The organism is Pseudomonas fluorescens group sp. (genome assembly GCF_020093335.1).
In the GTDB taxonomy this organism is placed as follows: Bacteria; Pseudomonadota; Gammaproteobacteria; order Pseudomonadales; family Pseudomonadaceae; genus Aquipseudomonas; species Aquipseudomonas petroselini.
Map to the genome: position 1 here is coordinate 20,067 of NZ_JAIOKW010000007.1, position 24,238 is coordinate 44,304.

The 24,238-nt window shown below is 56.4% G+C and carries 36 protein-coding genes; 34 read left to right on the plus strand and 2 right to left on the minus strand.

Annotation, left to right across the window (positions count from 1 at the left end; genetic code table 11):
• Positions 1 to 23: 23 nt before the first annotated feature.
• The 29 genes from rplC (at position 24) to bfr (ending at position 15,638) form a co-directional block, all read left to right on the plus strand.
• The gene (rplC, locus tag K7431_RS10065; protein WP_003194649.1) at positions 24 to 659 is read left to right on the plus strand and encodes a 50S ribosomal protein L3; all 636 of its coding nucleotides are present in this window, start codon (positions 24 to 26) and stop codon (positions 657 to 659) included.
• 12 nt (positions 660 to 671) lie between these two features.
• The gene (gene rplD / locus K7431_RS10070; protein ID WP_003176424.1) at positions 672 to 1,274 is read left to right on the plus strand and encodes a 50S ribosomal protein L4; all 603 of its coding nucleotides are present in this window, start codon (positions 672 to 674) and stop codon (positions 1,272 to 1,274) included.
• Positions 1,271 to 1,570 carry a 50S ribosomal protein L23 gene (rplW, locus tag K7431_RS10075; protein WP_002555488.1) on the plus strand — a complete coding sequence of 100 codons (300 nt, stop codon included), beginning with the start codon at positions 1,271 to 1,273 and terminating at the stop codon, positions 1,568 to 1,570. Before rplD ends, rplW begins: the two co-directional genes overlap by 4 nt.
• A 14-nt stretch (positions 1,571 to 1,584) precedes the next feature.
• A complete protein-coding gene (rplB, locus tag K7431_RS10080) occupies positions 1,585 to 2,409 on the plus strand; it encodes a 50S ribosomal protein L2 (RefSeq protein ID WP_003176423.1) in 825 nt (274 codons plus the stop codon).
• 16 nt (positions 2,410 to 2,425) lie between these two features.
• Complete coding sequence (gene rpsS, locus K7431_RS10085; RefSeq protein ID WP_003232420.1) at positions 2,426 to 2,701, plus strand: 30S ribosomal protein S19; 276 nt, start codon at positions 2,426 to 2,428, stop codon at positions 2,699 to 2,701.
• An 11-nt stretch (positions 2,702 to 2,712) separates the two neighbouring features.
• Positions 2,713 to 3,045 carry a 50S ribosomal protein L22 gene (rplV, locus tag K7431_RS10090; protein WP_003103908.1) on the plus strand — a complete coding sequence of 111 codons (333 nt, stop codon included), beginning with the start codon at positions 2,713 to 2,715 and terminating at the stop codon, positions 3,043 to 3,045.
• Between the two features lie 13 nt (positions 3,046 to 3,058).
• A complete protein-coding gene (gene rpsC / locus K7431_RS10095) occupies positions 3,059 to 3,745 on the plus strand; it encodes a 30S ribosomal protein S3 (RefSeq protein WP_003176422.1) in 687 nt (228 codons plus the stop codon).
• A gap of 12 nt (positions 3,746 to 3,757) precedes the next feature.
• Positions 3,758 to 4,171 carry a 50S ribosomal protein L16 gene (gene rplP / locus K7431_RS10100; RefSeq protein WP_003176421.1) on the plus strand — a complete coding sequence of 138 codons (414 nt, stop codon included), beginning with the start codon at positions 3,758 to 3,760 and terminating at the stop codon, positions 4,169 to 4,171.
• Entirely contained in the window at positions 4,171 to 4,362 is a 192-nt protein-coding gene (rpmC, locus tag K7431_RS10105; protein WP_002555481.1) for a 50S ribosomal protein L29, read from the plus strand. The genes rplP and rpmC overlap by 1 nt, the downstream gene beginning before the upstream one ends.
• A gap of 2 nt (positions 4,363 to 4,364) precedes the next feature.
• A complete protein-coding gene (gene rpsQ, locus K7431_RS10110) occupies positions 4,365 to 4,631 on the plus strand; it encodes a 30S ribosomal protein S17 (protein ID WP_003176419.1) in 267 nt (88 codons plus the stop codon).
• 23 nt (positions 4,632 to 4,654) lie between these two features.
• Positions 4,655 to 5,023 carry a 50S ribosomal protein L14 gene (rplN, locus tag K7431_RS10115; protein ID WP_002555479.1) on the plus strand — a complete coding sequence of 123 codons (369 nt, stop codon included), beginning with the start codon at positions 4,655 to 4,657 and terminating at the stop codon, positions 5,021 to 5,023.
• 11 nt (positions 5,024 to 5,034) lie between these two features.
• The gene (gene rplX, locus K7431_RS10120) at positions 5,035 to 5,349 is read left to right on the plus strand and encodes a 50S ribosomal protein L24 (protein ID WP_003176416.1); all 315 of its coding nucleotides are present in this window, start codon (positions 5,035 to 5,037) and stop codon (positions 5,347 to 5,349) included.
• 20 nt (positions 5,350 to 5,369) lie between these two features.
• Positions 5,370 to 5,909 (plus strand): 50S ribosomal protein L5, encoded by a 540-nt coding sequence (rplE, locus tag K7431_RS10125; protein WP_003176415.1) that lies wholly within the window; start codon positions 5,370 to 5,372, stop codon positions 5,907 to 5,909.
• A gap of 13 nt (positions 5,910 to 5,922) precedes the next feature.
• The gene (gene rpsN, locus K7431_RS10130) at positions 5,923 to 6,228 is read left to right on the plus strand and encodes a 30S ribosomal protein S14 (RefSeq protein WP_003176414.1); all 306 of its coding nucleotides are present in this window, start codon (positions 5,923 to 5,925) and stop codon (positions 6,226 to 6,228) included.
• Between the two features lie 208 nt (positions 6,229 to 6,436).
• Complete coding sequence (gene rpsH / locus K7431_RS10135) at positions 6,437 to 6,829, plus strand: 30S ribosomal protein S8 (protein ID WP_010566853.1); 393 nt, start codon at positions 6,437 to 6,439, stop codon at positions 6,827 to 6,829.
• Positions 6,830 to 6,841: 12 nt separating this feature from the next.
• Positions 6,842 to 7,375 carry a 50S ribosomal protein L6 gene (rplF, locus tag K7431_RS10140; RefSeq protein WP_003176412.1) on the plus strand — a complete coding sequence of 178 codons (534 nt, stop codon included), beginning with the start codon at positions 6,842 to 6,844 and terminating at the stop codon, positions 7,373 to 7,375.
• Positions 7,376 to 7,385: 10 nt separating this feature from the next.
• Positions 7,386 to 7,736, plus strand: a complete 351-nt coding sequence (rplR, locus tag K7431_RS10145; protein ID WP_015886135.1) for a 50S ribosomal protein L18 — start codon at positions 7,386 to 7,388, stop codon at positions 7,734 to 7,736.
• Between the two features lie 3 nt (positions 7,737 to 7,739).
• Complete coding sequence (gene rpsE / locus K7431_RS10150; RefSeq protein ID WP_003176409.1) at positions 7,740 to 8,240, plus strand: 30S ribosomal protein S5; 501 nt, start codon at positions 7,740 to 7,742, stop codon at positions 8,238 to 8,240.
• Between the two features lie 2 nt (positions 8,241 to 8,242).
• A complete protein-coding gene (gene rpmD, locus K7431_RS10155) occupies positions 8,243 to 8,419 on the plus strand; it encodes a 50S ribosomal protein L30 (protein ID WP_003176408.1) in 177 nt (58 codons plus the stop codon).
• A gap of 3 nt (positions 8,420 to 8,422) precedes the next feature.
• Complete coding sequence (gene rplO / locus K7431_RS10160) at positions 8,423 to 8,860, plus strand: 50S ribosomal protein L15 (RefSeq protein WP_003176407.1); 438 nt, start codon at positions 8,423 to 8,425, stop codon at positions 8,858 to 8,860.
• Positions 8,861 to 10,189, plus strand: a complete 1,329-nt coding sequence (secY, locus tag K7431_RS10165; protein ID WP_003176406.1) for a preprotein translocase subunit SecY — start codon at positions 8,861 to 8,863, stop codon at positions 10,187 to 10,189.
• A gap of 28 nt (positions 10,190 to 10,217) precedes the next feature.
• Positions 10,218 to 10,334, plus strand: a complete 117-nt coding sequence (gene rpmJ / locus K7431_RS10170) for a 50S ribosomal protein L36 (RefSeq protein ID WP_002555468.1) — start codon at positions 10,218 to 10,220, stop codon at positions 10,332 to 10,334.
• Positions 10,335 to 10,463: 129 nt separating this feature from the next.
• The gene (gene rpsM / locus K7431_RS10175) at positions 10,464 to 10,820 is read left to right on the plus strand and encodes a 30S ribosomal protein S13 (protein WP_003210063.1); all 357 of its coding nucleotides are present in this window, start codon (positions 10,464 to 10,466) and stop codon (positions 10,818 to 10,820) included.
• Between the two features lie 30 nt (positions 10,821 to 10,850).
• On the plus strand, positions 10,851 to 11,240 hold the full coding sequence (rpsK, locus tag K7431_RS10180) for a 30S ribosomal protein S11 (RefSeq protein ID WP_002555466.1): 390 nt from the start codon (positions 10,851 to 10,853) through the stop codon (positions 11,238 to 11,240).
• Between the two features lie 18 nt (positions 11,241 to 11,258).
• Positions 11,259 to 11,879: a 30S ribosomal protein S4 gene (rpsD, locus tag K7431_RS10185; protein WP_003176404.1), complete on the plus strand. Its 621-nt coding sequence runs from the start codon at positions 11,259 to 11,261 to the stop codon at positions 11,877 to 11,879.
• Between the two features lie 22 nt (positions 11,880 to 11,901).
• Complete coding sequence (locus K7431_RS10190) at positions 11,902 to 12,903, plus strand: DNA-directed RNA polymerase subunit alpha (protein ID WP_003176403.1); 1,002 nt, start codon at positions 11,902 to 11,904, stop codon at positions 12,901 to 12,903.
• A 41-nt stretch (positions 12,904 to 12,944) separates the two neighbouring features.
• The gene (gene rplQ / locus K7431_RS10195; protein WP_003176402.1) at positions 12,945 to 13,331 is read left to right on the plus strand and encodes a 50S ribosomal protein L17; all 387 of its coding nucleotides are present in this window, start codon (positions 12,945 to 12,947) and stop codon (positions 13,329 to 13,331) included.
• A gap of 238 nt (positions 13,332 to 13,569) precedes the next feature.
• Entirely contained in the window at positions 13,570 to 15,018 is a 1,449-nt protein-coding gene (locus K7431_RS10200; RefSeq protein ID WP_015886134.1) for a catalase, read from the plus strand.
• Positions 15,019 to 15,173: 155 nt separating this feature from the next.
• A complete protein-coding gene (gene bfr, locus K7431_RS10205; protein ID WP_015886133.1) occupies positions 15,174 to 15,638 on the plus strand; it encodes a bacterioferritin in 465 nt (154 codons plus the stop codon).
• Between the two features lie 65 nt (positions 15,639 to 15,703).
• Here bfr and uvrA read toward each other — a convergent pair whose 3' ends face one another.
• Positions 15,704 to 18,538, minus strand: a complete 2,835-nt coding sequence (gene uvrA / locus K7431_RS10210; RefSeq protein ID WP_015886132.1) for an excinuclease ABC subunit UvrA — start codon at positions 18,536 to 18,538, stop codon at positions 15,704 to 15,706.
• Positions 18,539 to 18,716: 178 nt separating this feature from the next.
• On the opposite strand from uvrA, the gene K7431_RS10215 reads away from it, so the two are divergent.
• The 4 genes from K7431_RS10215 to tam all read left to right on the plus strand — a co-directional run bounded on the left by K7431_RS10215 (position 18,717) and on the right by tam (position 22,431).
• Positions 18,717 to 20,111, plus strand: coding sequence for an MFS transporter (locus K7431_RS10215; RefSeq protein WP_015886131.1), 1,395 nt, complete (start codon positions 18,717 to 18,719; stop codon positions 20,109 to 20,111).
• Positions 20,112 to 20,120: 9 nt separating this feature from the next.
• Positions 20,121 to 20,636, plus strand: a complete 516-nt coding sequence (locus tag K7431_RS10220) for a single-stranded DNA-binding protein (RefSeq protein WP_015886130.1) — start codon at positions 20,121 to 20,123, stop codon at positions 20,634 to 20,636.
• A gap of 169 nt (positions 20,637 to 20,805) precedes the next feature.
• Positions 20,806 to 21,564, plus strand: a complete 759-nt coding sequence (locus tag K7431_RS10225; RefSeq protein WP_015886129.1) for a DUF4365 domain-containing protein — start codon at positions 20,806 to 20,808, stop codon at positions 21,562 to 21,564.
• Positions 21,565 to 21,669: 105 nt separating this feature from the next.
• Complete coding sequence (gene tam, locus K7431_RS10230) at positions 21,670 to 22,431, plus strand: trans-aconitate 2-methyltransferase (protein ID WP_015886128.1); 762 nt, start codon at positions 21,670 to 21,672, stop codon at positions 22,429 to 22,431.
• 21 nt (positions 22,432 to 22,452) lie between these two features.
• Here tam and K7431_RS10235 read toward each other — a convergent pair whose 3' ends face one another.
• Positions 22,453 to 23,013, minus strand: coding sequence for a cysteine hydrolase family protein (locus K7431_RS10235; RefSeq protein WP_015886127.1), 561 nt, complete (start codon positions 23,011 to 23,013; stop codon positions 22,453 to 22,455).
• 96 nt (positions 23,014 to 23,109) lie between these two features.
• Between K7431_RS10235 and K7431_RS10240 the strand changes: the two genes are divergently transcribed.
• Positions 23,110 to 24,069, plus strand: a complete 960-nt coding sequence (locus K7431_RS10240) for a GlxA family transcriptional regulator (protein WP_043205977.1) — start codon at positions 23,110 to 23,112, stop codon at positions 24,067 to 24,069.
• The last annotated feature ends 169 nt before the right edge of the window (positions 24,070 to 24,238 follow it).

Below are 24,238 nucleotides of genomic sequence, written 5' to 3' on the forward strand. Positions count from 1 at the left end.
CGTACACTCATGAGGTTTACAACATGACTATTGGTGTAGTCGGTCGTAAATGCGGTATGACCCGTATTTTCACCGAAGAAGGTGTCTCCATTCCGGTCACGGTCATTGAGATCGAACCGAATCGCGTCACCCAGTTCAAAACTGAAGAGACCGATGGCTATCGTGCAGTGCAAGTCACTGTCGGCGAGCGTCGTGCTTCGCGCGTGACTGCTGCTCAAGCAGGTCACTTCGCTAAAGCAAACGTTGCAGCTGGTCGCACTGTTATGGAGTTCCGTCTCGAAGACGGCGACTACCAGGCTGGCGATCTGATCAACGCTGAAATCTTCGCCGCTGGTCAACTGGTTGATGTAACCGGTCAGTCCAAAGGTAAAGGCTTCCAGGGTACGATCAAGCGTTGGAATTTCCGTGGCCAAGACAACACTCACGGTAACTCCGTTTCCCACCGCGTCCCGGGCTCTATTGGCCAGTGCCAGACTCCTGGTCGTGTATTCAAGGGCAAAAAAATGTCCGGTCATATGGGCGCTGAGCGCGTGACCGTGCAGTCCCTCGAAGTAGTGCGCGTCGACGCTGAACGCAATCTGTTGTTGGTCAAGGGTGCTGTTCCTGGCGCTACTGGCGGCAACCTGGTTGTACGTCCAGCGGCCAAGGCTCGCGGTTAAGGGGAAGCTGACATGCAATTAAATGTAAATGACGCTCAAGCGATCGAAGTTTCCGAACTGACGTTTGGCGGCGAGTTCAACGAGACGCTGGTTCACCAAGCAGTCGTGGCCTACATGGCCGGCGGCCGTCAAGGTAGCAAGCAGCAAAAGACCCGTTCCGACGTTCGTGGTGGCGGTAAGCGCCCTTGGCGTCAGAAAGGTACTGGCCGTGCTCGTGCCGGTACTATCCGTAGCCCAATCTGGCGTGGCGGCGGTACCACTTTCGCAGCTCGTCCACAGGATCACTCGCAGAAGCTCAACAAGAAGATGTACCGCGCAGCTCTGCGCTCCATCCTTGCTGAACTCGTGCGTACTGACCGTCTGGTCGTGGTTCAGGATTTCGCTGTTGAGAGTCCAAAAACCAAAGATCTGCTGGGCAAACTGAACAACATGAGCCTGACCGACGTTTTGATCGTGTCGGAAGCTGTTGATCAGAACCTGTACCTGGCTGCTCGCAACCTGCCACACGTTGATGTACGTGACGTGCAAGGTTCCGATCCAGTTAGTCTGATCGCATACGACAAGGTGTTGATCACCGTGTCGGCCGTGAAGAAATTCGAGGAGCTGCTGGGATGAACCAGGAACGCGTATTTAAAGTTCTGCTTGGCCCGCACGTTTCCGAAAAGGCTACGGTTCTGGCTGACAAGAAAGGCCAGTTCGTTTTCAAGGTTGCAACTGACGCAACCAAGCTGGAAATCAAGAAGGCCGTCGAAAGCCTGTTCAGCGTGAAAGTAGAGCGTGTTACTACCCTGAATGTTCTGGGTAAGAGCAAGCGCACTGCTCGCGGTCTGGGCAAGCGTAATGACTGGAAGAAGGCAGTTATCTCCCTTCAGCCAGGCCAAGATCTCGATTTCAGCAGCAGTGCTGAGTAAGGAAGGGGTGCATCATGGCAATCGTTAAATGCAAACCGACTTCCCCTGGCCGCCGTTTTGTGGTCAAGGTGGTCAACCAGGAGCTGCATAAAGGCGCTCCTCACGCACCGCTGCTCGAGAAAAAATCGAAGACTGGTGGTCGTAACAACAATGGTCGTATTACCACTCGTCACATCGGTGGTGGCCATAAGCAGCATTATCGTCTGGTCGATTTCCGTCGCAACGACAAAGATGGCATCTCCGCCACTGTCGAGCGTATTGAATACGATCCAAACCGTACTGCTCACATCGCACTGCTGCTGTACGCAGATGGCGAGCGTCGCTACATCATCGCCCCTAAAGGCGTGAGTGCTGGTGACCAGCTGATCGCAGGTGCCTTGGCGCCGATCAAGCCGGGCAACGCTCTGCAACTGCGCAACATTCCAGTTGGTAGCACCGTACACGGCATCGAATTGAAGCCAGGTAAAGGCGCGCAAATCGCTCGTTCCGCTGGTGCTTCGGCTCAGCTGATCGCTCGTGAGGGTGTCTACGTGACCCTGCGTCTGCGTTCTGGTGAGATGCGTAAAGTGCTGGCTGAATGCCGCGCGACCCTGGGCGAAGTCTCGAACTCCGAGCACAGCCTGCGTTCGCTGGGTAAAGCTGGTGCCAAACGCTGGCGTGGCGTTCGCCCAACCGTTCGTGGTGTTGCCATGAACCCGGTTGACCACCCACACGGTGGTGGTGAAGGTCGTACCTCTGGTGGTCGTCATCCGGTATCGCCATGGGGCTTCCCGACTAAGGGCGCGAAGACTCGTGGTAATAAGCGTACCGACAAAATGATCGTCCGTCGTCGCAAGTAAATAGAGGGATACGACAGTGCCACGTTCTCTGAAAAAAGGTCCTTTTATTGATCTTCACCTACTGAAGAAGATCGAAGTGGCGGCGGAAAAGAACGATCGCAAACCAGTTAAGACCTGGTCGCGTCGTTCGATGATCCTGCCACAAATGGTCGGTTTGACCATCGCTGTACACAACGGTCGCTTGCACGTCCCAGTTCTCGTGAACGAAGACATGGTCGGCCACAAACTAGGCGAGTTTGCCGGTACCCGCACTTATCGTGGGCACGTGGCAGACAAGAAAGCCAAGCGTTAAGGGGTTAGGAAATGGAAGTAGCCGCTAAGTTGTCGGGCGCTCGAATCTCCGCCCAGAAAGCCCGCTTGGTCGCCGACCAGATCCGCGGGAAGAAGGTGGGCGAAGCGCTCAACCTGTTGGCTTTCAGCAGTAAGAAAGCCGCCGAGATCATGAAGAAAGTGCTGGAGTCGGCCGTAGCCAACGCCGAGCATAACGAAGGCGCAGACGTTGATGACCTGAAGGTCAGCACCGTTTTCGTCAACGAAGGGCGTTCGCTGAAGCGCATCATGCCACGTGCCAAAGGCCGTGCTGATCGCATCGTCAAGCGGTCTTGCCATATCACTGTCAAGGTTGCTGACAAGTAACGGAGTCGAAGAGATGGGTCAGAAAGTACATCCCATTGGCATTCGCCTGGGAATCGTCAAGGAGCACACCTCCGTCTGGTACGCAGACGGTCGGACTTATGCGGACTATTTGTTCGCTGATCTGAAGGTGCGTGAGTATCTCCAAGACAAACTAAAAAGCGCGTCCGTAAGCCGTATCGATATCCATCGTCCGGCGCAAACTGCACGTATCACCATCCACACCGCTCGTCCAGGTATCGTTATCGGGAAGAAAGGTGAAGATGTTGAGAAACTGCGTCAGGACCTGACCAAGCAAATGGGTGTGCCTGTGCACATCAATATCGAAGAGATCCGTAAGCCGGAGCTCGACGGTATGCTGGTTGCGCAGAGCGTAGCTCAGCAGCTGGAGCGTCGCGTAATGTTCCGTCGCGCTATGAAGCGCGCTGTACAGAACGCCATGCGCATTGGTGCCAAAGGCATCAAAATCCAAGTGAGCGGTCGTCTCGGCGGTGCTGAAATCGCACGTACTGAATGGTATCGCGAAGGTCGTGTGCCACTGCACACCCTGCGTGCCGACATCGACTATGCCAACTACGAAGCTCACACCACTTACGGTGTGATCGGTGTAAAGGTTTGGATCTTCAAAGGCGAAGTAATTGGTGGTCGCCAAGAAGAACTGAAACCACAAGCACCAGCGCCTCGTAAAAAAGCTGCTAAGTAAGGGGTACGCCAAATGTTGCAACCTAAGCGTACGAAGTTCCGCAAGCAGATGACAGGCCACAACCGTGGTCTGGCTCAGCGCGGTAGCAAAGTCAGCTTCGGCGAGTTCGCGCTGAAGTCTGTAGCTCGTGGTCGTCTCACCGCTCGTCAGATCGAGTCAGCGCGTCGTGCTCTGACCCGTCACGTAAAACGTGGCGGCAAGATCTGGATCCGTGTATTCCCGGACAAGCCGATCTCCAAAAAACCTCTTGAGGTTCGGATGGGTAAAGGTAAGGGTAACGTGGAATACTGGGTAGCCCAGATTCAGCCAGGTAAAGTCCTGTATGAAATCGAGGGTGTTTCTGAAGAGCTGGCGCGTGAGGCTTTCGCCCTGGCTGCTGCAAAGCTGCCGCTCGCCACCTCCTTTGTTAAACGGACGGTGATGTGATGAAAGCGAATGAACTTCGTGAAAAATCCGCACAGCAGCTGAACGAGCAACTGCTCGGCCTGCTGCGCGACCAGTTCAATCTGCGTATGCAGAAAGCAACTGGCCAGTTGGGGCAGTCTCATCTGCTCTCGCAAGTTAAGCGTGACATTGCTCGCGTGAAGACTGTGCTCAACCAGCAGGCAGGTAAGTGATCATGGCTGAAGCCGAAAAGACTGTCCGTACGCTGACTGGCCGTGTTGTCAGCGACAAGATGGACAAAACCATCACCGTTTTGATCGAGCGTCGCGTTAAGCACCCGATCTACGGTAAATATGTTAAGCGTTCGACTAAGCTGCACGCGCACGACGAAACCAACCAGTGCCACATCGGCGACAAAGTCACTATTCGTGAAACTCGTCCCCTGGCCAAGACCAAGTCTTGGGCGCTGGTTGATGTTCTCGAACGCGCTGTGGAAGTCTAAGGACTAGGGGTCGGAGAAATTATATGATTCAGACTCAATCCATGCTCGATGTGGCCGATAACAGCGGCGCTCGCCGCGTTATGTGCATCAAGGTGCTGGGTGGCTCCCATCGTCGTTACGCTGGTATCGGTGACATCATCAAAGTTACCGTGAAGGAAGCAATTCCTCGCGGTAAAGTGAAAAAAGGCCAAGTGATGACTGCTGTTGTAGTCCGCACTCGTCACGGCGTACGCCGTGCTGATGGCTCCATTATCCGCTTTGATGGCAACGCTGCTGTTCTTCTGAACAACAAGCAAGAGCCGATCGGCACCCGTATCTTTGGGCCAGTGACCCGTGAACTTCGTACTGAGAAGTTCATGAAGATCGTCTCGCTCGCCCCAGAAGTGCTGTAAGGAGATCCGACATGCAAAAGATTCGTCGTGACGACGAGATCATCGTGATCGCCGGCAAAGACAAAGGTAAGCGCGGTAAGGTGCTTAAGGTTCTCGCTAATAACCGTCTGGTTATCGGTGGTCTGAACCTGGTTAAGCGTCATACCAAGCCTAACCCGATGTCGGGCGTACAAGGCGGTATCGTCGAAAAAGAAGCTCCACTGGACGCTTCTAACGTCGCCATTTTCAACGGCGAAACCAACAAGGCTGACCGCGTTGGTTTCAAAGTAGAAGATGGCAAGAAAATTCGTGTCTTCAAGTCGACCCAAAAAGCGGTTGATGCTTGAACACTGCTAGGTAGAAGACCATGGCACGACTAAAAGAGATTTACTGGAAAGAAATCGCACCGAAACTTAAGGAAGAACTTAAGCTTTCGAACGTGATGGAAGTTCCACGCGTTACCAAAATCACCCTGAACATGGGTCTTGGCGAAGCGGTCGGCGACAAAAAAGTCATCGAACACGCTGTAGCTGACCTGGAAAAGATCACCGGTCAAAAAGTCGTTGTGACTTACGCTCGGAAATCCATCGCTGGCTTTAAAGTCCGTGAAGGTTGGCCGATCGGCGTCAAAGTGACTCTGCGCCGTGAGCGTATGTACGAATTCCTGGATCGTCTGCTGTCGATCTCCCTGCCTCGGGTTCGCGACTTCCGCGGCCTGAATGCCAAGTCCTTCGATGGTCGTGGTAACTACAGCATGGGCGTGAAAGAGCAGATCATCTTCCCGGAAATCGACTACGACAAGATCGATGCTCTCCGCGGTCTGGACATCACCCTGACCACCACTGCCAAGAACGATGATGAAGGTCGCGCCCTGCTGCGTGCTTTCAAATTCCCGTTCCGCAACTGATTGGAGTAGGACCATGGCCAAGATGAGCATGAAAAACCGCGAGCTGAAGCGTCAGCTCACGGTTGCCAAGTACGCCAAGAAGCGTGCAGCACTGAAAGCAATCATCGTTGATCTGAACGCAAGTCCAGAAGCGCGTTGGGAAGCTACAGTTGCCCTGCAGAAGCAGCCACGTGACGCAAGCGCTTCGCGCATGCGTAACCGCTGCCGCCTGACCGGTCGTCCACACGGCGTTTACCGCAAGTTCGGCCTCGGCCGTAACAAACTGCGTGAAGCGGCAATGCGTGGTGACGTACCAGGTCTGGTTAAAGCCAGCTGGTAAGTACTTTCAACGTCCGGGTGGTCTGAGTCGCAAGATACTGACCGCCGGTGACCTTGAATCTGGAACAAGCCCCTTTTGGGGCTTGTTTCATTTCCGTAGTGTGTCTAAAATACGCGGCTCGCCTGAGCCCGTGTTTTTTACGCTCGGAGATTCTCGGCGACATATGTAGCCGCAAGGCTAATTTTTTTGTATTAGGAGCGTCTAGCCCATGAGTATGCAGGACCCGTTAGCGGACATGCTAACTCGTATCCGTAATGCCCAGATGGCTGAAAAGTCCGTCGTAAGCATGCCATCTTCCAAGTTGAAGGTAGCTGTTGCCAAAGTCCTGAAAGACGAAGGCTACATTGCGGGTTATCAGATCAGCAGCGAAACCAAGCCACTGCTGTCCATCGAGCTGAAGTACTTCGAAGGCCGTTCGGTCATCGAGGAAGTGAAGCGCGTTAGCCGTCCAGGCCTGCGTCAGTACAAGTCCGCCGAAGATCTGCCGAAAGTTCGTGGCGGTCTGGGTGTGTCTATCGTCTCCACCAACAAAGGTGTGATGACGGATCGTGCTGCGCGCGCTGCCGGTGTCGGCGGCGAAGTTCTTTGCACTGTGTTCTAAGGGGGGATAAGCATGTCACGCGTCGCTAAGAACCCCGTTAAGCTGCCAGCCGGTGTCGAAGTCAAATTCGCAGGCCAACAGCTTTCGGTGAAGGGTGCCAAGGGTACTCTTGAACTGAACATCCATTCGTCCGTTGAGATCGTTGAAGAAGCTGGTGAGCTGCGTTTCGCTGCTCGCAATGGCGATCAACAAACTCGCGCAATGGCCGGTACCACGCGTGCGTTGGTAAACAACATGGTCCAAGGCGTAAGCCAAGGCTTCGAGCGTAAGCTCCAGCTGGTCGGTGTTGGTTACAAAGCGCAAGCAAAAGGCACGGTTTTGAACCTGGCCCTTGGCTTCTCGCACCCAGTGGATTACGAACTGCCGGAAGGCATCACCGCTGAGACCCCTAGCCAAACCGATATCCTGATCAAGGGCATCGATAAGCAGCTGGTAGGTCAGGTGGCCGCTGAGATCCGCGACTTCCGTCCACCAGAGCCGTACAAAGGCAAAGGTGTGCGCTACGCGGACGAAGTCGTCCGTCGTAAAGAAGCCAAGAAGAAGTAGGGCATAGCAAATGACCGACAAAAAAGTTACTCGACTGCGTCGCGCTCGCAAAGCACGCCTGAAAATGCACGAACTCGAAGTCGTGCGTCTCTGCGTGTATCGCTCGTCGCAGCACATCTACGCCCAGGTCATCTCGGCCGACGGCAACAAAGTCCTGGCAAGCGCCTCGACTTTGGATAAAGAACTGCGTGATGGTGCCACTGGCAACATCGACGCGGCCACAAAGGTTGGCCAGCTGGTCGCTACGCGTGCTAAGGCCGCCGGCGTCTCGCAAGTGGCTTTCGACCGCTCTGGCTTCAAGTACCACGGTCGCGTGAAAGCGCTGGCTGATGCTGCTCGTGAAGCTGGGCTGGAGTTCTAAGTTATGTCAAATAACGACCAAAAGCGCGACGAAGGCTACATTGAGAAGCTGGTTCAAGTTAACCGCGTAGCCAAAACCGTTAAAGGCGGCCGTATCTTCACTTTCACCGCGTTGACAGTGGTAGGTGATGGTAAAGGGCGTGTTGGCTTCGGCCGTGGCAAGTCACGTGAAGTGCCTGCTGCGATCCAGAAGGCAATGGAAGCTGCTCGTCGCAACATGATCCAAGTTGATCTGAACGGCACCACTCTGCAGTACGCAATGAAATCCGCCCATGGCGCTTCCAAGGTGTACATGCAGCCTGCTTCTGAAGGTACCGGTATCATCGCTGGTGGCGCTATGCGTGCTGTCCTCGAAGTGGCTGGTGTTCAGAACGTTCTGGCCAAGTGCTACGGCTCGACTAACCCGGTAAACGTGGTTCACGCCACTTTCAAAGGTTTGAAAGCTATGCAATCTCCTGAGTCCATCGCTGCCAAGCGTGGTCTGACTGTCAAGGAGATCTTCTGATCATGGCTACCGTTAAAGTAACGCTGATCAAAAGCATGACCGGCCGCATCCCTAACCACAAACTGTGCGTTAAAGGTTTGGGTCTGCGTCGCATCGGTCACACTGTAGAAGTCCAGGATACTCCCGAGAATCGCGGGATGATCAACAAGGCTTACTACATGCTGCGTGTAGAGGGTTAATCGATGAAACTCAATGATCTGAGTCCAGCGCCGGGTTCCCGTCGCGAAAAGCATCGTCCGGGCCGTGGTATCGGTAGCGGTTTGGGTAAGACTGGTGGCCGTGGCCACAAAGGTCAAACCTCCCGCTCCGGTGGCACCATCGCTCCAGGCTTTGAAGGCGGTCAACAGCCGCTGCATCGTCGCCTGCCTAAGTTCGGTTTCGTATCCCTGAAAGCTATGGATCGCGCAGAAGTGCGTCTGTCCGAGCTGGCTAAAGTGGAAGGCGACATCGTTACTGTGCAGACCCTGAAAGATGCCAACGTGATCAACGTCAACGTACAGCGTGTGAAAATCATGCTGTCCGGTGAAGTGACTCGCGCTGTCACTATCGGCAAGGGAATCGGCGCCACCAAAGGTGCGCGTTCGGCTATCGAAGCAGCTGGCGGCAAGTTCGAGGAATAAATGGCTAAGCAAGGTGCTCTCTCAGCGCTCGGCAAAGGCGGTATGTCTGAACTTTGGGCTCGTCTGCGTTTTCTGTTCCTGGCGATTATCGTCTACCGAATAGGCGCACACATCCCGGTTCCAGGTATCAACCCGGACCGACTCGCAGACCTGTTTCGACAGAATGAGGGGACCATTCTTAGCTTGTTCAACATGTTTTCCGGCGGCGCGCTGGAACGGATGAGCATCTTTGCACTGGGGATCATGCCGTACATCTCGGCATCGATCATCATGCAACTGATGACCGCCGTCAGCCCGCAGCTGGAGCAGTTGAAGAAGGAAGGTGAAGCTGGCCGTCGCAAGATTAGCCAGTACACCCGCTACGGCACTGTCATCCTCGCCCTGGTTCAAGCTATCGGCATGTCCGTTGGCTTGGCCGGGCAGGGTGTTGCGTTCACTGGTGACTTTGGCTTCCATTTCGTCGCGGTATCCACGTTTGTGGCTGGTGCGATGTTCATGATGTGGCTGGGTGAGCAGATTACTGAGCGTGGTGTTGGTAACGGTATCTCGATGTTGATTTTCGCAGGTATCGTCGCCGGTCTTCCGAGAGCAATCGGGCAGTCTTTCGAGTCTGCGCGTCAGGGTGATATCAATATTTTCGCCCTGGTTGCCATCGGTTTGCTGGCAGTAGCGATTATCGGTTTTGTGGTGTTCATTGAGCGTGGCCAGCGTCGTATTGCTGTTCACTACGCCAAGCGTCAGCAGGGCCGTAAGGTCTTTGCTGCGCAGACCAGCCACTTGCCGCTGAAAGTGAATATGGCCGGTGTTATTCCGGCAATTTTCGCGAGCAGCATTTTGCTGTTTCCGGCTTCGTTGGGTACCTGGTTTGGTCAGTCTGAAAATATGGGCTGGCTGCAGGACCTCTCTCAGTCGATCGCTCCTGGTCAGCCGTTGAATATTCTGCTGTTTAGTGCAGGGATTATTTTCTTCTGCTTCTTCTATACGGCGTTGATGTTCAATCCGAAAGACGTAGCGGAAAACCTGAAGAAGTCCGGTGCCTTTATTCCGGGCATCCGTCCAGGTGAGCAGTCTGCGCGCTACATTGATGGCGTTCTGACTCGTTTGACCCTGTTCGGTGCTCTATATATGACGGCCGTGTGCTTGCTTCCCCAGTTCCTGGTGGTTGCAGCAAACGTTCCGTTCTACCTTGGCGGGACCTCGTTGCTGATCGTGGTCGTGGTTGTGATGGACTTCATGTCCCAAGTACAATCGCACCTCGTTTCGCACCAGTACGAATCCCTGATGAAGAAAGCCAACCTGAAGGGCTACGGCAGCGGCATGTTGCGCTGAGTACCCCATAAGGTTCGAGGAGTTGGTGATGAAAGTTCGTGCATCGGTGAAAAAGCTGTGCCGTAACTGCAAGATTATTCGCCGCGAAGGTGTTGTTCGAGTAATTTGCAGCGCGGAACCGCGTCACAAACAGCGCCAAGGCTGAGTGTGATCCGCTTGAAGCCCGGCAGCTAGTGCGCTGCCGGGTTGATTATTTGTTATTACAGCGATATTATCTCGCGCCCTATTTCTTGGCTTCCGGGGCGTAGGTAGCTGTCAATTGGAGTCCCACTGAATGGCCCGTATTGCAGGCGTTAACATTCCAGATAACAAGCACACTGTTATCTCGCTGACCTACATCTATGGTGTTGGTCGCACTACTGCGCAGAAAATTTGCGCAGATACTGGGGTAAACCCAGCCGCAAAGATCAAAGATCTGAGCGACGAGCAGATTGAGCTGTTGCGTGGCGAAGTGGCGAAGTTCACCACTGAAGGTGACCTGCGTCGCGAAATCAACATGAAAATCAAGCGTTTGATGGACCTCGGTTGCTACCGTGGTCTGCGTCATCGTCGTGGTCTTCCAGTGCGCGGTCAGCGTACCAAGACTAACGCGCGTACCCGTAAAGGTCCGCGTAAGCCGATCCGCAAGTAATCGCCCACGCGAATCGACAGGAAAATTATCATGGCAAAACCTGCTGCTCGTCCTCGTAAAAAAGTTAAAAAGACAGTGGTTGATGGCATCGCCCACATCCATGCATCTTTTAACAACACCATCGTGACCATCACCGACCGTCAAGGTAACGCGCTTTCTTGGGCTACCTCCGGTGGTTCGGGTTTCCGCGGTTCCCGCAAGTCCACCCCGTTTGCTGCTCAAGTAGCTGCTGAACGTGCTGGTCAAGCTGCGCTGGAATACGGCCTGAAAAACCTCGACGTTAACGTCAAAGGTCCAGGTCCAGGTCGTGAGTCTGCTGTCCGTGCTTTGAACGGCTGTGGCTATAAGATCGCCAGCATCACCGACGTGACGCCAATCCCGCACAACGGGTGCCGTCCGCCGAAGAAGCGCCGCGTGTAATCCAGGAGATTGTAAAGAATGGCTCGTTACATTGGTCCAAAATGCAAACTCGCTCGTCGTGAAGGCACCGATCTCTTCTTGAAGAGCGGCGTGCGCGCGATCGAATCGAAGTGCAACATTGAAGCAGCACCTGGTATCCACGGCCAACGCCGCGGTCGCCAGTCCGATTACGGCACCCAACTGCGTGAAAAGCAGAAGGTCCGTCGTATCTACGGCGTTCTCGAGCGTCAGTTCAGCGGCTACTACAAAGAAGCTGCTGGCAAGAAAGGTGCAACCGGTGAAAACCTGCTGCAACTGCTCGAATGCCGTCTGGACAACGTTGTATACCGTATGGGCTTTGGTTCGACTCGTGCCGAATCCCGTCAGCTGGTATCGCACAAATCGATCAGCGTTAACGGTCAGACCGTAAACGTTCCGTCCTACCAGGTTCGTGCTGGTGACGTGGTCGCAGTCCGCGAGAAAGCAAAAAACCAACTTCGCATTGTCCAAGCTCTCGATCTGTGTGCCCAACGTGGCCGCGTAGAATGGGTAGAAGTAGACACTGAGAAGAAGTCGGGCGTTTTCAAGAACGTTCCTGCTCGCAGTGATCTGTCCGCCGACATCAACGAAAGCCTGATTGTCGAGCTCTACTCCAAGTAAGGGCTAGAAAATAGGTGCATCCATGCAGATTTCGGTAAATGAGTTCCTGACACCCCGCCACATTGATGTGCAGGTTGTCAGTCCAACCCGCGCCAAAATTACTCTCGAGCCTCTCGAGCGTGGTTTTGGCCACACCCTGGGCAACGCGCTGCGCCGCATCCTGTTGTCCTCAATGCCCGGCTGTGCAGTAGTCGAGGCCGAGATTGACGGTGTGCTCCACGAGTACAGCGCCATCGAAGGTGTACAGGAAGACGTAATTGAAATCCTGTTGAACCTTAAAGGTCTGGCTATCAAGCTGCACGGCCGTGACGAAGTTACGCTGACCTTGTCGAAGAAGGGTTCGGGGGTGGTTACCGCTGCCGATATTCAGCTGGATCATGATGTCGAGATCGTTAACCCCGATCACGTAATCGCTAACCTGGCGTCTAACGGCGCCCTGAACATGAAGCTCACCGTAGCTCGTGGTCGTGGTTATGAACCGGCCGACTCGCGTCAGAGCGATGAAGACGAAAGCCGCAGCATTGGTCGCTTGCAGCTTGACTCTTCGTTCAGCCCGGTTCGCCGTATCGCATACGTGGTGGAAAACGCCCGTGTCGAGCAGCGTACTAACCTGGACAAGCTGGTTATTGATCTGGAAACCAACGGTACTCTGGACCCTGAAGAGGCTATCCGTCGCGCTGCAACCATCCTGCAACAGCAGTTGGCTGCGTTCGTCGACCTCAAAGGTGACAGCGAACCAGTGGTAATCGAGCAGGAAGACGAGATCGATCCGATCCTGCTTCGCCCGGTTGACGATCTGGAACTGACTGTACGTTCGGCTAACTGCCTTAAGGCGGAAAACATTTACTACATCGGTGACCTGATTCAGCGTACCGAAGTAGAACTGTTGAAGACTCCGAACCTGGGCAAGAAATCCTTGACTGAAATCAAGGACGTTCTGGCCTCCCGCGGTCTGTCCCTCGGCATGCGCCTCGACAACTGGCCGCCTGCAAGTCTTAAGAAGGACGACAAGGCGACTGCCTGATCGTCGTAATCACCGAACGTGAGTTTGGTAAGGAATGAACCATGCGTCATCGTAAAAGTGGTCGTCACCTGAGCCGTACCAGCTCGCACCGCAAGGCCATGTTCCAAAACATGGCGGTGTCGCTGTTCGAGCACGAGCTGATCAAAACTACACTGCCGAAAGCTAAAGAACTGCGTCGCGTTGCTGAGCCGCTGATCACTTTGGCCAAGACAGACAGCCTGGCTAACCGCCGTCTGGCTTTCGACCGTACTCGTTCGAAAGCTATCGTTGGTAAGCTCTTCAACGACCTGGGCAAGCGTTACGCTACCCGTGAGGGTGGCTACCTGCGCATCCTCAAGTGCGGTTTCCGCGCTGGCGACAACGCGCCTATGGCGTACGTCGAGTTGGTTGATCGTGCTACTGCCGGCGAAGCTGTAAGCGCCGAGTAAGACGACAAGCTGTAACGAAGAACCGGGCCTAGTGCCCGGTTTTTTGTGCGCGTAATAAAAGCGCGATTTGTACAAGCTTACTCGAGCTATGCTCGGCACTATTAGGCTTGGGGATATTGGTAGTTATTTTCTATCGGTGACTACAATTTAATGAATTTGTAGGCGTCATATTGATGATCAATACTCCCTCCAAGCCGATTAGCCGGCAGTTCCAAGTCCGACCTGAGGGAAATTGAGCATGAGCCAGAATAAAATCCTTACTACCGCCAGCGGAGCTCCCGTTGCGGACAATCAGAATTCCCGTTCCGCCGGCCCGCGTGGCCCTTTGCTGCTCGACGATTTTCACCTGATCGAGAAGCTTGCCCACTTCAACCGTGAAAACATTCCTGAGCGTCGTGTACATGCCAAGGGTTCGGGCGCCTATGGCACCTTCACGGTCACACAAGACATCACGCAATACACCAGCGCCAAGCTGTTTGAGTCCATCGGCAAACAAACGCCGACGTTCCTGCGGTTTTCCACTGTGGGCGGTGAGCGCGGTTCGGCTGACACCGAGCGTGACCCTCGTGGTTTCGCCCTGAAGTTCTATACCGAAGAGGGCAACTGGGACATCGTGGGTAACAACACCCCTGTGTTCTTCATTCGTGACCCATTGAAGTTTCCTGACTTCATCCACACCCAAAAGCGCCTGCCACAAAGCAACCTGAAAAGTGCGCAGATGATGTGGGACTTCTGGTCGCACTCCCCTGAGGCGTTGCACCAGGTCACCATCCTGTTTTCGGACCGTGGTATCCCGGACGGCTACCGCCACATGCACGGCTTCGGTAGCCACACCTACAGCCTGATCAACGCCAAGGGCGAGCGTCACTGGGTCAAATGGCACTACAAGACCAAGCAAGGCATCAAGAACCTGTCGCCTGCTGACGCTGCACGCTTGGCCGGTACCGACCCTGATTACGCCCAACGCGATCTGTTTGGCGCTATCGAACGCGGTGATTTCCCGAAATGGCGTGTGTGCATCCAGATCATGACTGAAGCCCAGGCCAGCGCTCACTACGAGAACCCTTTCGACGTGACCAAGACCTGGTCGCAGAAAGAGTTCCCATTGATCGAAGTCGGTGAGCTGGAGCTGAACCGTAACCCGCTTAACTACTTCGCTGAGGTTGAGCAGGCGGCTTTCGGTCCAAGCAACATGGTTCCGGGTGTTGGTTTGTCGCCGGACCGCATGCTGCAAGGTCGTGTGTTCGCTTACGCTGATGCCCACCGCTACCGTGTCGGCACCAACCACCAGCACCTGCCGGTGAACGCGCCACGCAGCCCGGTTAACAGCTACCAGCGTGATGGTTCGATGGCATTCGGCAGCAATGGCGGCGCGGCTCCAAACTACGAGCCAAATAGCTACGCCGATGCACCGAAGCAGGCTCCGCAGTATGCCGAGCCGGCATTGGCACTGAGTGGCGCGGCGGATCGTTATGATCATCGCGAAGACAGCGATTACTACAGCCACGCCGGTGCGTTGTTCCGCTTGATGAATGATGAGCAGAAAGCCCTGCTGATCAACAACATTGCCGGCGCCATGGCGGGCGTTTCCAGCGACGTTGTTCAGCGTCAGTTGCAGTACTTCTTCAAGGCAGATCCTGCTTATGGAGAAGGGGTCGCATCTGCACTGGGTGTATCGCTTAACTAACTCTAAACGATAAGCAGAACCGCCCTCATTTGGGCGGTTTTTGCGTTATTTCAGCTACTTTTCTCCGGAAATGTTCACTTTTCTGCCGTTGGTCCCGTGACCTTCAAGTCATCATGGTTCAAACTACAGACTTTCAAGCAGGGAGATGTAGGGCGATGCAAGGTCACCCCGACGTAATCGATTACCTCAACACGTTGCTGACGGGCGAACTGGCTGCTCGTGACCAATATTTCATCCACTCGCGCATGTACGAAGACTGGGGCTTTACCGAGCTCTACGAGCGTATCAACCACGAGATGGAAGAAGAGGCACAGCACGCCGACGCACTGATGCGCCGTATCCTCATGCTCGAAGGCACGCCGCGTATGCGTCCCGATGATCTGGATGTGGGCACCACGGTACCTGACATGCTCGCTGCCGACCTGCGCCTCGAGTACAAGGTCCGTGCCGCGCTCTGCAAGGGCATCGAGCTCTGCGAGCAGCACAACGACTATGTCACTCGGGAAATTCTGCGGGTGCAGTTGAATGACACCGAAGAAGATCATACCTACTGGCTTGAAAAGCAGCTGGGCCTGATCAAGCTGGTGGGCCTGGAGAATTACCTGCAATCGCAGTTCTGATTCCGGCTATAAAAAAGCCCCTGTCACTGCAAAGTGACAGGGGCTTTTTATTGGGCCTGAATAACTCAGGCCCGGTCGCGTGCCAACAACGGTTTCAAGTAGTAACCGGTGTGCGACTGTGGCATTTCGGAGACCTGCTCCGGTGTGCCAACGGCGATGATCTGGCCACCCTTGGAGCCGCCTTCCGGCCCCAGGTCGACCAGCCAATCCGCGGTCTTGATCACATCAAGGTTGTGCTCGATCACCACCACGGTATTGCCGTGGTCGCGCAGGCGGTGCAACACGTCCAGCAGTTGCTGGATATCCGCGAAGTGCAGGCCGGTGGTCGGCTCATCGAGGATATACAGGGTCTTACCGGTATCGCGCTTGGACAGCTCGCGAGACAGCTTCACCCGCTGCGCCTCACCACCCGATAGCGTGGTCGCCGATTGGCCCAGCTTGATATACGACAAACCCACGTCCATCAGTGTCTGCAGCTTGCGCGCCAACGCCGGGACCGCATCAAAGAACACCCGTGCTTCCTCGATGGTCATTTCCAAGGTTTCGTGGATGCTCTTGCCCTTGTACTTGATCTCCAGGGTTTCGCGGTTGTAGCGCTTGCTCTTGCATACATCGCACGGCACGTAGATGTCCGGCAGGAAGTGCATCTCCACCTTGATCAAGCCATCGCCCTGGCAGGCTTCACAGCGACCGCCTTTGACGTTGAACGAGAACCTGCCAGGCCCGTAACCCCTTGAGCGGGATTCCGGCACGCCAGCAAACAGCTCACGAATAGGCGTGAACAACCCGGTGTAGGTCGCCGGGTTGGAGCGCGGCGTGCGGCCAATCGGGCTCTGATCGATATCGACCACCTTATCCAGGTGTTCCAGGCCTTTGATGCTGTCGTGGGCAGCCGCTTCCAGGGTGGTCGCGCCATTCAGGGCGGTGGCACTCAAGGGGAACAGCGTGTTGTTGATCAGCGTCGATTTACCCGAGCCGGAAACACCGGTCACGCAGGTCAGCAGACCCAGTGGAATCTCCAGGTCGACATTGCGCAAGTTGTTGCCACGCGCGCCCTTGAGGTGCAGCGCCAGCTTCTTGTTGCGCGGTGTACGTTTTGCAGGCACTGCGATCTTCACACGGCCGGAAAGGTATTTGCCGGTCAGTGAATCCGGATGAGCCATGACTTCGGCGGGCGTGCCCTCGGCGACAATATGGCCGCCATGCACGCCAGCGCCCGGGCCAATGTCGACGACGTAATCCGCCAGGCGGATCGCGTCTTCATCGTGCTCGACCACAATTACCGTGTTGCCGATATCCCGCAGGTGTTTCAACGTGCCCAGCAGGCGATCATTGTCACGCTGATGCAGGCCGATCGACGGTTCATCAAGGATGTACAAGACGCCCACAAGGCCTGCACCAATCTGGCTGGCCAGGCGAATCCGCTGGGCTTCACCGCCGGACAAGGTATCGGCACTGCGATCCAGCGACAGGTAATCCAGGCCAACGTTGACCAGGAACTGTAGCCGTTCGCGGATTTCCTTGAGAATCTTATCGGCGATTTCCCCACGGCGACCGGTCAGCTTGAGCACACCGAAGTACTCGCAGGCATCACCAATCGGCAGGTTGGTCACCGCCGGCAAGGTTTTCTCGCCCACCCACACATGCCGGGCTTCACGGCGCAGACGAGTACCGCGGCAATCCGGGCAAGGCTGGGTGCTGAGGAATTTCGCCAACTCTTCGCGTACGCTCGCCGACTCGGTCTCACGGTACCGACGCTCGAGGTTCGGCACGATACCTTCGAACGGGTGTGAGCGCTTGACGATATCGCCACGGTCGTTCAGGTACTTGAAGTCGACATTCTGTGAACCGCTGCCGTGGAGAATGACCTTCTGCTGGTCCGCCGGCAGTTGGTTGAAGGGCACTTCCAGGCTGAATTTATAGTGCGACGCCAACGACCCAAGCATCTGGAAGTAATAGACGTTGCGCCTGTCCCAGCCGCGAATCGCCCCCTCCGCCAGCGTCAGGTCACCGTTGACCAGGCGCTTGATGTCAAAGAATTGCTTCACCCCCAGGCCATCACAGGTCGGGCAGGCGCCAGCCGGGTTGTTGAAGGAAAACAGCTTGGGTTCCAGCTCGCTGATGGCGTGGCCGCAGATAGGGCAGGCAAAGCGCGCGGAGAAGATGATCTCTTCGCCCGGCTCGTCATCCATCGGCGCCACCAGGGCAATGCCGTCGGCCAGCTTCAACGCGGTTTCGAAAGATTCCGCCAGGCGCTGCTGCAGGTCGGCGCGCACTTTGAAGCGGTCGACGACCACATCAATCGAGTGTTTCTTCTGTTTGTCGAGTTTCGGCGCTTCGTCCAGCTCATACAGCTTGCCGTTGATCCGCGCGCGCACAAAACCTTGCGCACGCAGCTCTTCGAAGACGGAAAGGTGTTCGCCCTTGCGCTCACGGATCACCGGTGCCAGCAGCATCAGCTTGGCGCCTTCCGGCTGGGCCAGCACCAGGTCCACCATCTGGCTGACGGTCTGGGCTTCCAGGGGAATGTCATGATCGGGGCAACGCGGGATACCTACGCGTGCATACAGCAGGCGCAGGTAGTCATAGATCTCGGTAATGGTGCCCACGGTGGAGCGCGGGTTATGGGAAGTCGACTTCTGCTCGATGGAGATCGCCGGCGACAGGCCTTCAATGGTGTCGACGTCGGGTTTTTCCATCATCGACAGAAACTGGCGGGCGTAGGCCGACAGCGATTCCACATAGCGACGTTGGCCTTCGGCATACAGCGTGTCGAACGCCAGGGACGATTTGCCGGAGCCGGACAAGCCGGTGATGACGATCAGTTTGTCCCGGGGTAGGGTCAGGTCGATATTCTTCAGGTTGTGGGTTCTAGCCCCACGAATCAGGATCTTGTCCAAGATGGCCTCGCACGGCGGGCGTAAATAATGCCGGAGTATACGGCTAAAGACTGGATGAATATACACTGTCAAAAGGCCGCTTGCAGCCTTAGATGAAAGCTGCGCGGCAAAGCGCCGCATATACCCTCTCAATCGATGGGACTGGTAGAATCGCCGCCGGTTCACACGAGGTTTTTCCATGCACGATCCCCACAGCGAACGCATGAGTAGCGGCGAGACCCGAGCGGCAAGCGGTCTGGCCCTGGTGTTCGCCTTCCGTATGCTGGGCATGTTTATGGTGTTGCCGGTGCTGGCGACCTATGGAATGGATCTCGCAGGCGCGACCCCCGCATTGATCGGCCTGGCGATTGGCGCCTATGGCCTGACCCAGGCGATTTTTCAGATTCCGTTCGGGATCATTTCCGACCGCATTGGCCGCCGCCCGGTGATCTACCTGGGGCTGATCGTGTTTGCCCTCGGCAGTGTGCTCGCAGCCCAATCGGATTCGATCTGGGGCGTGATCGCCGGTCGTATCCTGCAAGGCGCCGGCGCGATCTCCGCAGCGGTCATGGCGCTGTTGTCGGACCTGACTCGCGAACAACATCGCACCAAAGCCATGGCCATGATCGGCATGACCATCGGCCTGTCATTTGCCGTAGCCATGGTGGTCGGCCCCTTGCTGACCCGCGCGTTCGGCCTGCACGGGCTGTTCCTGGCCACCGGCGGCATGGCGCTGTTCGGTATTGTGATCGTGGCCTTTATGGTGCCGCGTTCCACCGGGACGTTGCAGCACCGTGAGTCGGGTGTGGCCCGCAAGGCACTGTTGCCGACGCTCAAGCATCCCGACCTGTTGCGCCTGGATTTAGGTATCTTCGTGTTGCACGCGATGCTGATGTGCAGCTTTGTCGCGCTGCCCCTGGCACTGGTGGAAAAAGCCGGCCTGCCCAAGGAACAGCACTGGTGGGTCTACCTCACAGCGCTGCTGATTTCGTTCTTCGCCATGATCCCGTTCATCATCTATGGCGAGAAAAAACGCAAAATGAAACGAGTTCTGCTCGGCGCCGTCGCGACGCTGATGCTCACTGAGCTATTCTTCTGGCAGTTCGGCGACAGCCTGCGGGCGCTGGTAATCGGCACGGTGGTGTTCTTCACCGCGTTCAACCTGCTGGAGGCGTCATTGCCTTCGCTGATCAGTAAGGTTTCACCGGCGGGCGGCAAAGGCACGGCCATGGGGGTGTATTCCACCAGCCAGTTCCTGGGTTCGGCACTGGGCGGCATCATGGGGGGCTGGATGTTCCAGCATGGCGGTTTGTCGGTTGTCTTCCTCGGATGCGCCGGGCTGGCTGCACTTTGGCTCGCCTTTGCTGTTACCATGCGCGAACCTCCCTACGTCACAAGTCTGCGTCTGCCGCTATCGCCTGAGGCGATCCGTGAAAGCGGCCTGGTAGAGCGCCTGAAGGCCGTCGTAGGGGTAACAGATGCAGTTGTGGTCGCAGAAGAGGCGGCCATTTACATCAAATTGGACACCGAATTATTGGATCGCGCGACGCTCGAGCAACTGGTCAACCCAGTGCCGACAGCGCGCCCAGCCTAGGAGAACGTTATGGCCCGTGGGGTTAACAAAGTCATATTGGTCGGTACGTGCGGCCAGGATCCCGAAGTTCGCTACTTGCCTAACGGTAACGCCGTGACCAACCTGAGTCTGGCGACCAGCGAGCAGTGGACCGACAAGCAGAGCGGCCAGAAGGTCGAGAAAACCGAATGGCACCGTGTGTCGATGTTCGGCAAGGTTGCAGAGATCGCCGGTGAATACCTGCGTAAAGGTTCGCAGGTCTACATCGAAGGCAAACTGCAAACCCGCGAGTGGGAAAAAGACGGCATCAAGCGTTACACCACCGAAATCGTGGTCGACATGCAAGGCACCATGCAACTGCTGGGCGGCCGTCCACAGGGCGACCAACAGGGCCAGGGCGGCATGTCCAACTCGGCACCGCGTCCACAGCAGTCGCGTCCACAGCCAAGCCAGCAGCCACAACGTGAGTCGCGTCCAGCGCCACAACAGGCCGCTCCGCAACCGGCTCCGGATTTCGACAGCTTTGATGACGATATCCCGTTCTAGGATACGGCTCAGAGACTTGATGTAGAGTTTTACCCTGAAAGCCCCGGTGCATAAGCATCCGGGGCTTTTTCTTTGCCTGTGAGAAAGTAAAGATCACATGGCTGGCCACGCTGTAGACCTCAGCAGGGGCCGCATGATGTAAGCCACTTTTGGAGGGGGATAGCTAGCAATGAGGGCATTACCTAAACGTCCAGCTTCTCACGTCATAGGGACTCTGGCTGAGTCTCTGGTAGAACGGGCTATCACGGCGAGGGGCTGGATTTATCGCCGTCTGGAAAAAGATAAAGACTATGGCATCGACGGCGAGGTTGAAGTATTCAGCGAGCGTGGTCATGCGACTGGGATCCTCTTCAAGGTTCAAGTCAAAGGCTCCAGGAAGAAGGTACGAGCCCTGAAACTCAAGCAAAGTACTGAAAACTATCTTTCTATTTCGCCACTGCCTGTCTTCCTTTTCGTGGTTGAAGTGGAGAGCGGCACGATCAGGTTTCTGCTGGCCGAGCGCAATCGGGCAAACCATGGCGCGATTAGTCTGGATGAGTCCGAGGAACTGGATGAGAGTGGCTTCGCATTGCTTGAGGAGATTGCCGGCGAACACTGTCAGGCGTGCTTAACGATGGGTGATTACACGTTGCACAACGCGTCGGCGCAGCTCATCAGGTGCCTTGATCTGATGTTGAATTTTGGTGGTGATGTGGAGGCGATGGTTAAGTGGTTACGTTTTTTTGCGTCAGATGAAGTGTTAACCCTTTCCTATGGGTACGCGGTGTTTTTGAAAAATGAAATAAAGCGAGACGAAGGTTTACTCGAGAGAATTCGTGAGTGGGTGATTGAATTTTTCCCTGAGTGTCAGGAGGAAATCGATCAGGCCATAGCGGCCTTTCATCGTGGAGAGGTGATGGGGCGGCGTCTGGAGGTTGCTCACCTTTAATTGGCGACGATGCTCTTTCCGCCGGCATGAACAGGCACTGGCGTTTGTGCATTGCAGGTCACAAGAATTAGGCTGTCGCCCACCCTCAAAACAAGGAAAGCCGTGATGACCTGGTCAGCCCAGCAGTACACGATGTTCGAACAGCAGCGCACCCGTCCTGTCCGTGACTTGGTCGCGGCCATTCCGAATGCTGAAGTGCGCCATGCCGTGGACTTGGGCTGCGGTCCCGGCAACTCCACGGAGGTGCTGGCTGCGCGCTTCCCGCACGCGCACGTCACCGGCATGGACAGCTCCGACGACATGCTGGCCGACGCCCGTAAACGCCTCCCCGCGCTGAACTTCAAGCTGGCGGATATCGGTGCCTGGAACCCCGCGCAAGCCTTCGATGTGATCCTGGCCAACGCGTCCCTGCAATGGCTGCCGGACCACGCCACGCTGTATCCGCACCTGGTCAAGCACCTGACGCAAGGCGGCACGCTGGCGGTGCAAACCCCGGACAACCTTGATGAACCCGCCCACCGTCTCGCCCGCGAAGTCGCGGCCGATGGCCCATGGTCTGCCAAAATCGGCGCGGTCAAACACAATGAGCGCCACACCGCGAGTGACTACTACGAGCTGCTGAGCACACATTGCAGCACCGTCGATGTGTGGCGCACCACCTATCAGCACCCGCTGGCGGACCACGGCGCCGTGGTGGAATGGTTCAAGGCCTCAGCCCTACGTCCATTCCTGGCGCCGTTGAGTGATGAAGAAAAAGCCGCTTTTCTTCAGGCATACAAAGCGCGGATCACCCAGGCTTACCCAGCGCTGGCTGACGGCACCGTACTGCTGCCATTCCCGCGCTTGTTCATCATCGCGACTCGCTGATATGCCCTGAGCAAGCGGTGGTCAAGACGCCGCTTGCGCCTTCAAGTATTCATCCGCCGACACCACGCCCGCATAACCAAACGCCAGCGACGCCATATAAGCCCCATGCACCTGCGCCGCCGGAATCACCGTGCCATTAAATTCCAGATCCCGCGTCGCACACGCATCATGAATCACCGTGACCTTGTAACCCAGGTCCGCCGCCGCCCGTACCACGCCGTCAATACACATGTGGCTCATGCTGCCGACTACCACCACTTCGGTGATGCTGCGTTGCTCCAGTAAGGCACGCAGGTTGGTCTCGCGAAACGCATTCACGAAATGCTTGAGCACCACCGGCTCATTGCCCTCGTTCAGCACTTTGCTATGCAGGTGCGCGCCCTCGGAGCCTGGCGTGAAGAACGGCGCTTCATCGGACGTGAACTCATGACGCACATGAATCACTGCATCGCCGGCCTGGCGAAAAGCATGCAGCACCTGCGCGGCTTTGTCTGCCGCGGCCTCCACGCCGTCGAGTGGCCACTTGCCCTGGGGGAAGTAGTCGTTCTGGATATCGATTAGGATGAGCGCTTGCTTGGCCATGTGTGTTGCCTCGTGATGGGTTGATGGGCCCAGTATGTTAGCTGGCGCCTGCACTTAGGATTGGCTGCACCGACAATAACAGGGGGAAAACTGACAATGGTCGTTGTTGAGCTGGGCGTGTTGATCTACCAAGGCGCGCAATGGGCGGCCGTGCATGGCCTGACCGACCTGTTCGGCGTGGCCAATCGCATCGCCGCCGAGCACCAGTCCGCGCAATTGCCGTTGCTGCGGGTCAGCCATTGGCAGGTGGAGGCGAGCGGCACACCCGTGCGCGTGTTCAGCAGTGCCCCCGGCCCCGATCAACCGTTGATGGCCGTACTGGTACCGCCGTCGATGGGTGAGTTCACCGAAGACCAGGCGCCCCCTGCGCTACTGGAATGGCTTCGCCGGCAACACACGGCCGGCACGGTGTTGGGCGGCGTGTGTGTGGGCTCGATCATGCTGGCGCGCAGTGGACTGCTCGACGGGCGCAGCGCCACCACCCATTGGTCTTCCGCCGAATCCTTCGCGGCCCGCTACCCGGCCGTACGCCTGGAAGCGAACAAACCCATTGTCGATGACGGCGACCTGATCACCACCGCCGGTTTGATGGCCTGGTCCGAACTCGGCCTGCGCCTGGTCGATCGCCTGATGGGCCCAAGCGTCGCGGCCGACACAGCGCGTTTCCTGGTGATCGAGCACAGTGACAGCGCCAGCCAGTGCGGCAGTAACTTCGCGCCCATTCTCGGCCACGGTGACGCAGCCATCCTCAAGGTTCAGCATTGGCTGCAGGCCAGCGGTGCGGTGGATGTGTGCGTGGCGGCGATGGCTCAGGAGGCGGGCCTGGAAGAGCGTACGTTCCTGCGGCGTTTTCGCAACGCCACCGGCTTGAAACCCACCGAATACTGCCAGCACCTGCGCGTGGGCAAGGCACGGCAGATGCTTGAGTTCACCAACGGCACTATCGACCATATTGCCTGGACCGTGGGTTACCAGGACCCCAGTGCCTTTCGCGCTATCTTCAAGAAGATCACCGGCATGGCGCCCAGCGATTACCGCAGCCGCTTTGGCGTCTGAATCGTGCAGAACGCCGCGGCGCTGAAGCACTGTCGTGCAGAATGAGGCAGGCCAACTGCCATCGGTTTTCCGGCAACTGCTTGATTTGAGAACCTTCTCCCCTGAAACAGCCTTGGCCTGATCCCTGCAGCCTTCTCTGCACACACATGGCTGGATGGCCAAGGGGGAC

Coding starts and splice junctions, on each gene's coding strand:
- rpsD (WP_003176404.1), top strand. CDS start 11,259: ATGGCTCGTTACATTGGTCCAAAATGCAAACTCGCTCGTCGTGAAGGC.
- rpsK (WP_002555466.1), top strand. CDS start 10,851: ATGGCAAAACCTGCTGCTCGTCCTCGTAAAAAAGTTAAAAAGACAGTG.
- K7431_RS10235 (WP_015886127.1), bottom strand. CDS start 23,013: ATGGCCAAGCAAGCGCTCATCCTAATCGATATCCAGAACGACTACTTC.
- rplO (WP_003176407.1), top strand. CDS start 8,423: ATGAAACTCAATGATCTGAGTCCAGCGCCGGGTTCCCGTCGCGAAAAG.
- K7431_RS10200 (WP_015886134.1), top strand. CDS start 13,570: ATGAGCCAGAATAAAATCCTTACTACCGCCAGCGGAGCTCCCGTTGCG.
- rpsM (WP_003210063.1), top strand. CDS start 10,464: ATGGCCCGTATTGCAGGCGTTAACATTCCAGATAACAAGCACACTGTT.
- rplW (WP_002555488.1), top strand. CDS start 1,271: ATGAACCAGGAACGCGTATTTAAAGTTCTGCTTGGCCCGCACGTTTCC.
- rplQ (WP_003176402.1), top strand. CDS start 12,945: ATGCGTCATCGTAAAAGTGGTCGTCACCTGAGCCGTACCAGCTCGCAC.
- rplV (WP_003103908.1), top strand. CDS start 2,713: ATGGAAGTAGCCGCTAAGTTGTCGGGCGCTCGAATCTCCGCCCAGAAA.
- rpsN (WP_003176414.1), top strand. CDS start 5,923: ATGGCCAAGATGAGCATGAAAAACCGCGAGCTGAAGCGTCAGCTCACG.
- secY (WP_003176406.1), top strand. CDS start 8,861: ATGGCTAAGCAAGGTGCTCTCTCAGCGCTCGGCAAAGGCGGTATGTCT.
- rplB (WP_003176423.1), top strand. CDS start 1,585: ATGGCAATCGTTAAATGCAAACCGACTTCCCCTGGCCGCCGTTTTGTG.
- rplX (WP_003176416.1), top strand. CDS start 5,035: ATGCAAAAGATTCGTCGTGACGACGAGATCATCGTGATCGCCGGCAAA.
- rpmC (WP_002555481.1), top strand. CDS start 4,171: ATGAAAGCGAATGAACTTCGTGAAAAATCCGCACAGCAGCTGAACGAG.
- rplD (WP_003176424.1), top strand. CDS start 672: ATGCAATTAAATGTAAATGACGCTCAAGCGATCGAAGTTTCCGAACTG.
- rpsE (WP_003176409.1), top strand. CDS start 7,740: ATGTCAAATAACGACCAAAAGCGCGACGAAGGCTACATTGAGAAGCTG.
- K7431_RS10225 (WP_015886129.1), top strand. CDS start 20,806: ATGAGGGCATTACCTAAACGTCCAGCTTCTCACGTCATAGGGACTCTG.
- K7431_RS10220 (WP_015886130.1), top strand. CDS start 20,121: ATGGCCCGTGGGGTTAACAAAGTCATATTGGTCGGTACGTGCGGCCAG.
- rpmJ (WP_002555468.1), top strand. CDS start 10,218: ATGAAAGTTCGTGCATCGGTGAAAAAGCTGTGCCGTAACTGCAAGATT.
- tam (WP_015886128.1), top strand. CDS start 21,670: ATGACCTGGTCAGCCCAGCAGTACACGATGTTCGAACAGCAGCGCACC.
- rplR (WP_015886135.1), top strand. CDS start 7,386: ATGACCGACAAAAAAGTTACTCGACTGCGTCGCGCTCGCAAAGCACGC.
- rpsH (WP_010566853.1), top strand. CDS start 6,437: ATGAGTATGCAGGACCCGTTAGCGGACATGCTAACTCGTATCCGTAAT.
- rplN (WP_002555479.1), top strand. CDS start 4,655: ATGATTCAGACTCAATCCATGCTCGATGTGGCCGATAACAGCGGCGCT.
- K7431_RS10190 (WP_003176403.1), top strand. CDS start 11,902: ATGCAGATTTCGGTAAATGAGTTCCTGACACCCCGCCACATTGATGTG.
- rpsQ (WP_003176419.1), top strand. CDS start 4,365: ATGGCTGAAGCCGAAAAGACTGTCCGTACGCTGACTGGCCGTGTTGTC.
- rpmD (WP_003176408.1), top strand. CDS start 8,243: ATGGCTACCGTTAAAGTAACGCTGATCAAAAGCATGACCGGCCGCATC.
- K7431_RS10215 (WP_015886131.1), top strand. CDS start 18,717: ATGCACGATCCCCACAGCGAACGCATGAGTAGCGGCGAGACCCGAGCG.
- rplC (WP_003194649.1), top strand. CDS start 24: ATGACTATTGGTGTAGTCGGTCGTAAATGCGGTATGACCCGTATTTTC.
- bfr (WP_015886133.1), top strand. CDS start 15,174: ATGCAAGGTCACCCCGACGTAATCGATTACCTCAACACGTTGCTGACG.
- rpsC (WP_003176422.1), top strand. CDS start 3,059: ATGGGTCAGAAAGTACATCCCATTGGCATTCGCCTGGGAATCGTCAAG.
- rplE (WP_003176415.1), top strand. CDS start 5,370: ATGGCACGACTAAAAGAGATTTACTGGAAAGAAATCGCACCGAAACTT.
- K7431_RS10240 (WP_043205977.1), top strand. CDS start 23,110: ATGGTCGTTGTTGAGCTGGGCGTGTTGATCTACCAAGGCGCGCAATGG.
- rplP (WP_003176421.1), top strand. CDS start 3,758: ATGTTGCAACCTAAGCGTACGAAGTTCCGCAAGCAGATGACAGGCCAC.
- rplF (WP_003176412.1), top strand. CDS start 6,842: ATGTCACGCGTCGCTAAGAACCCCGTTAAGCTGCCAGCCGGTGTCGAA.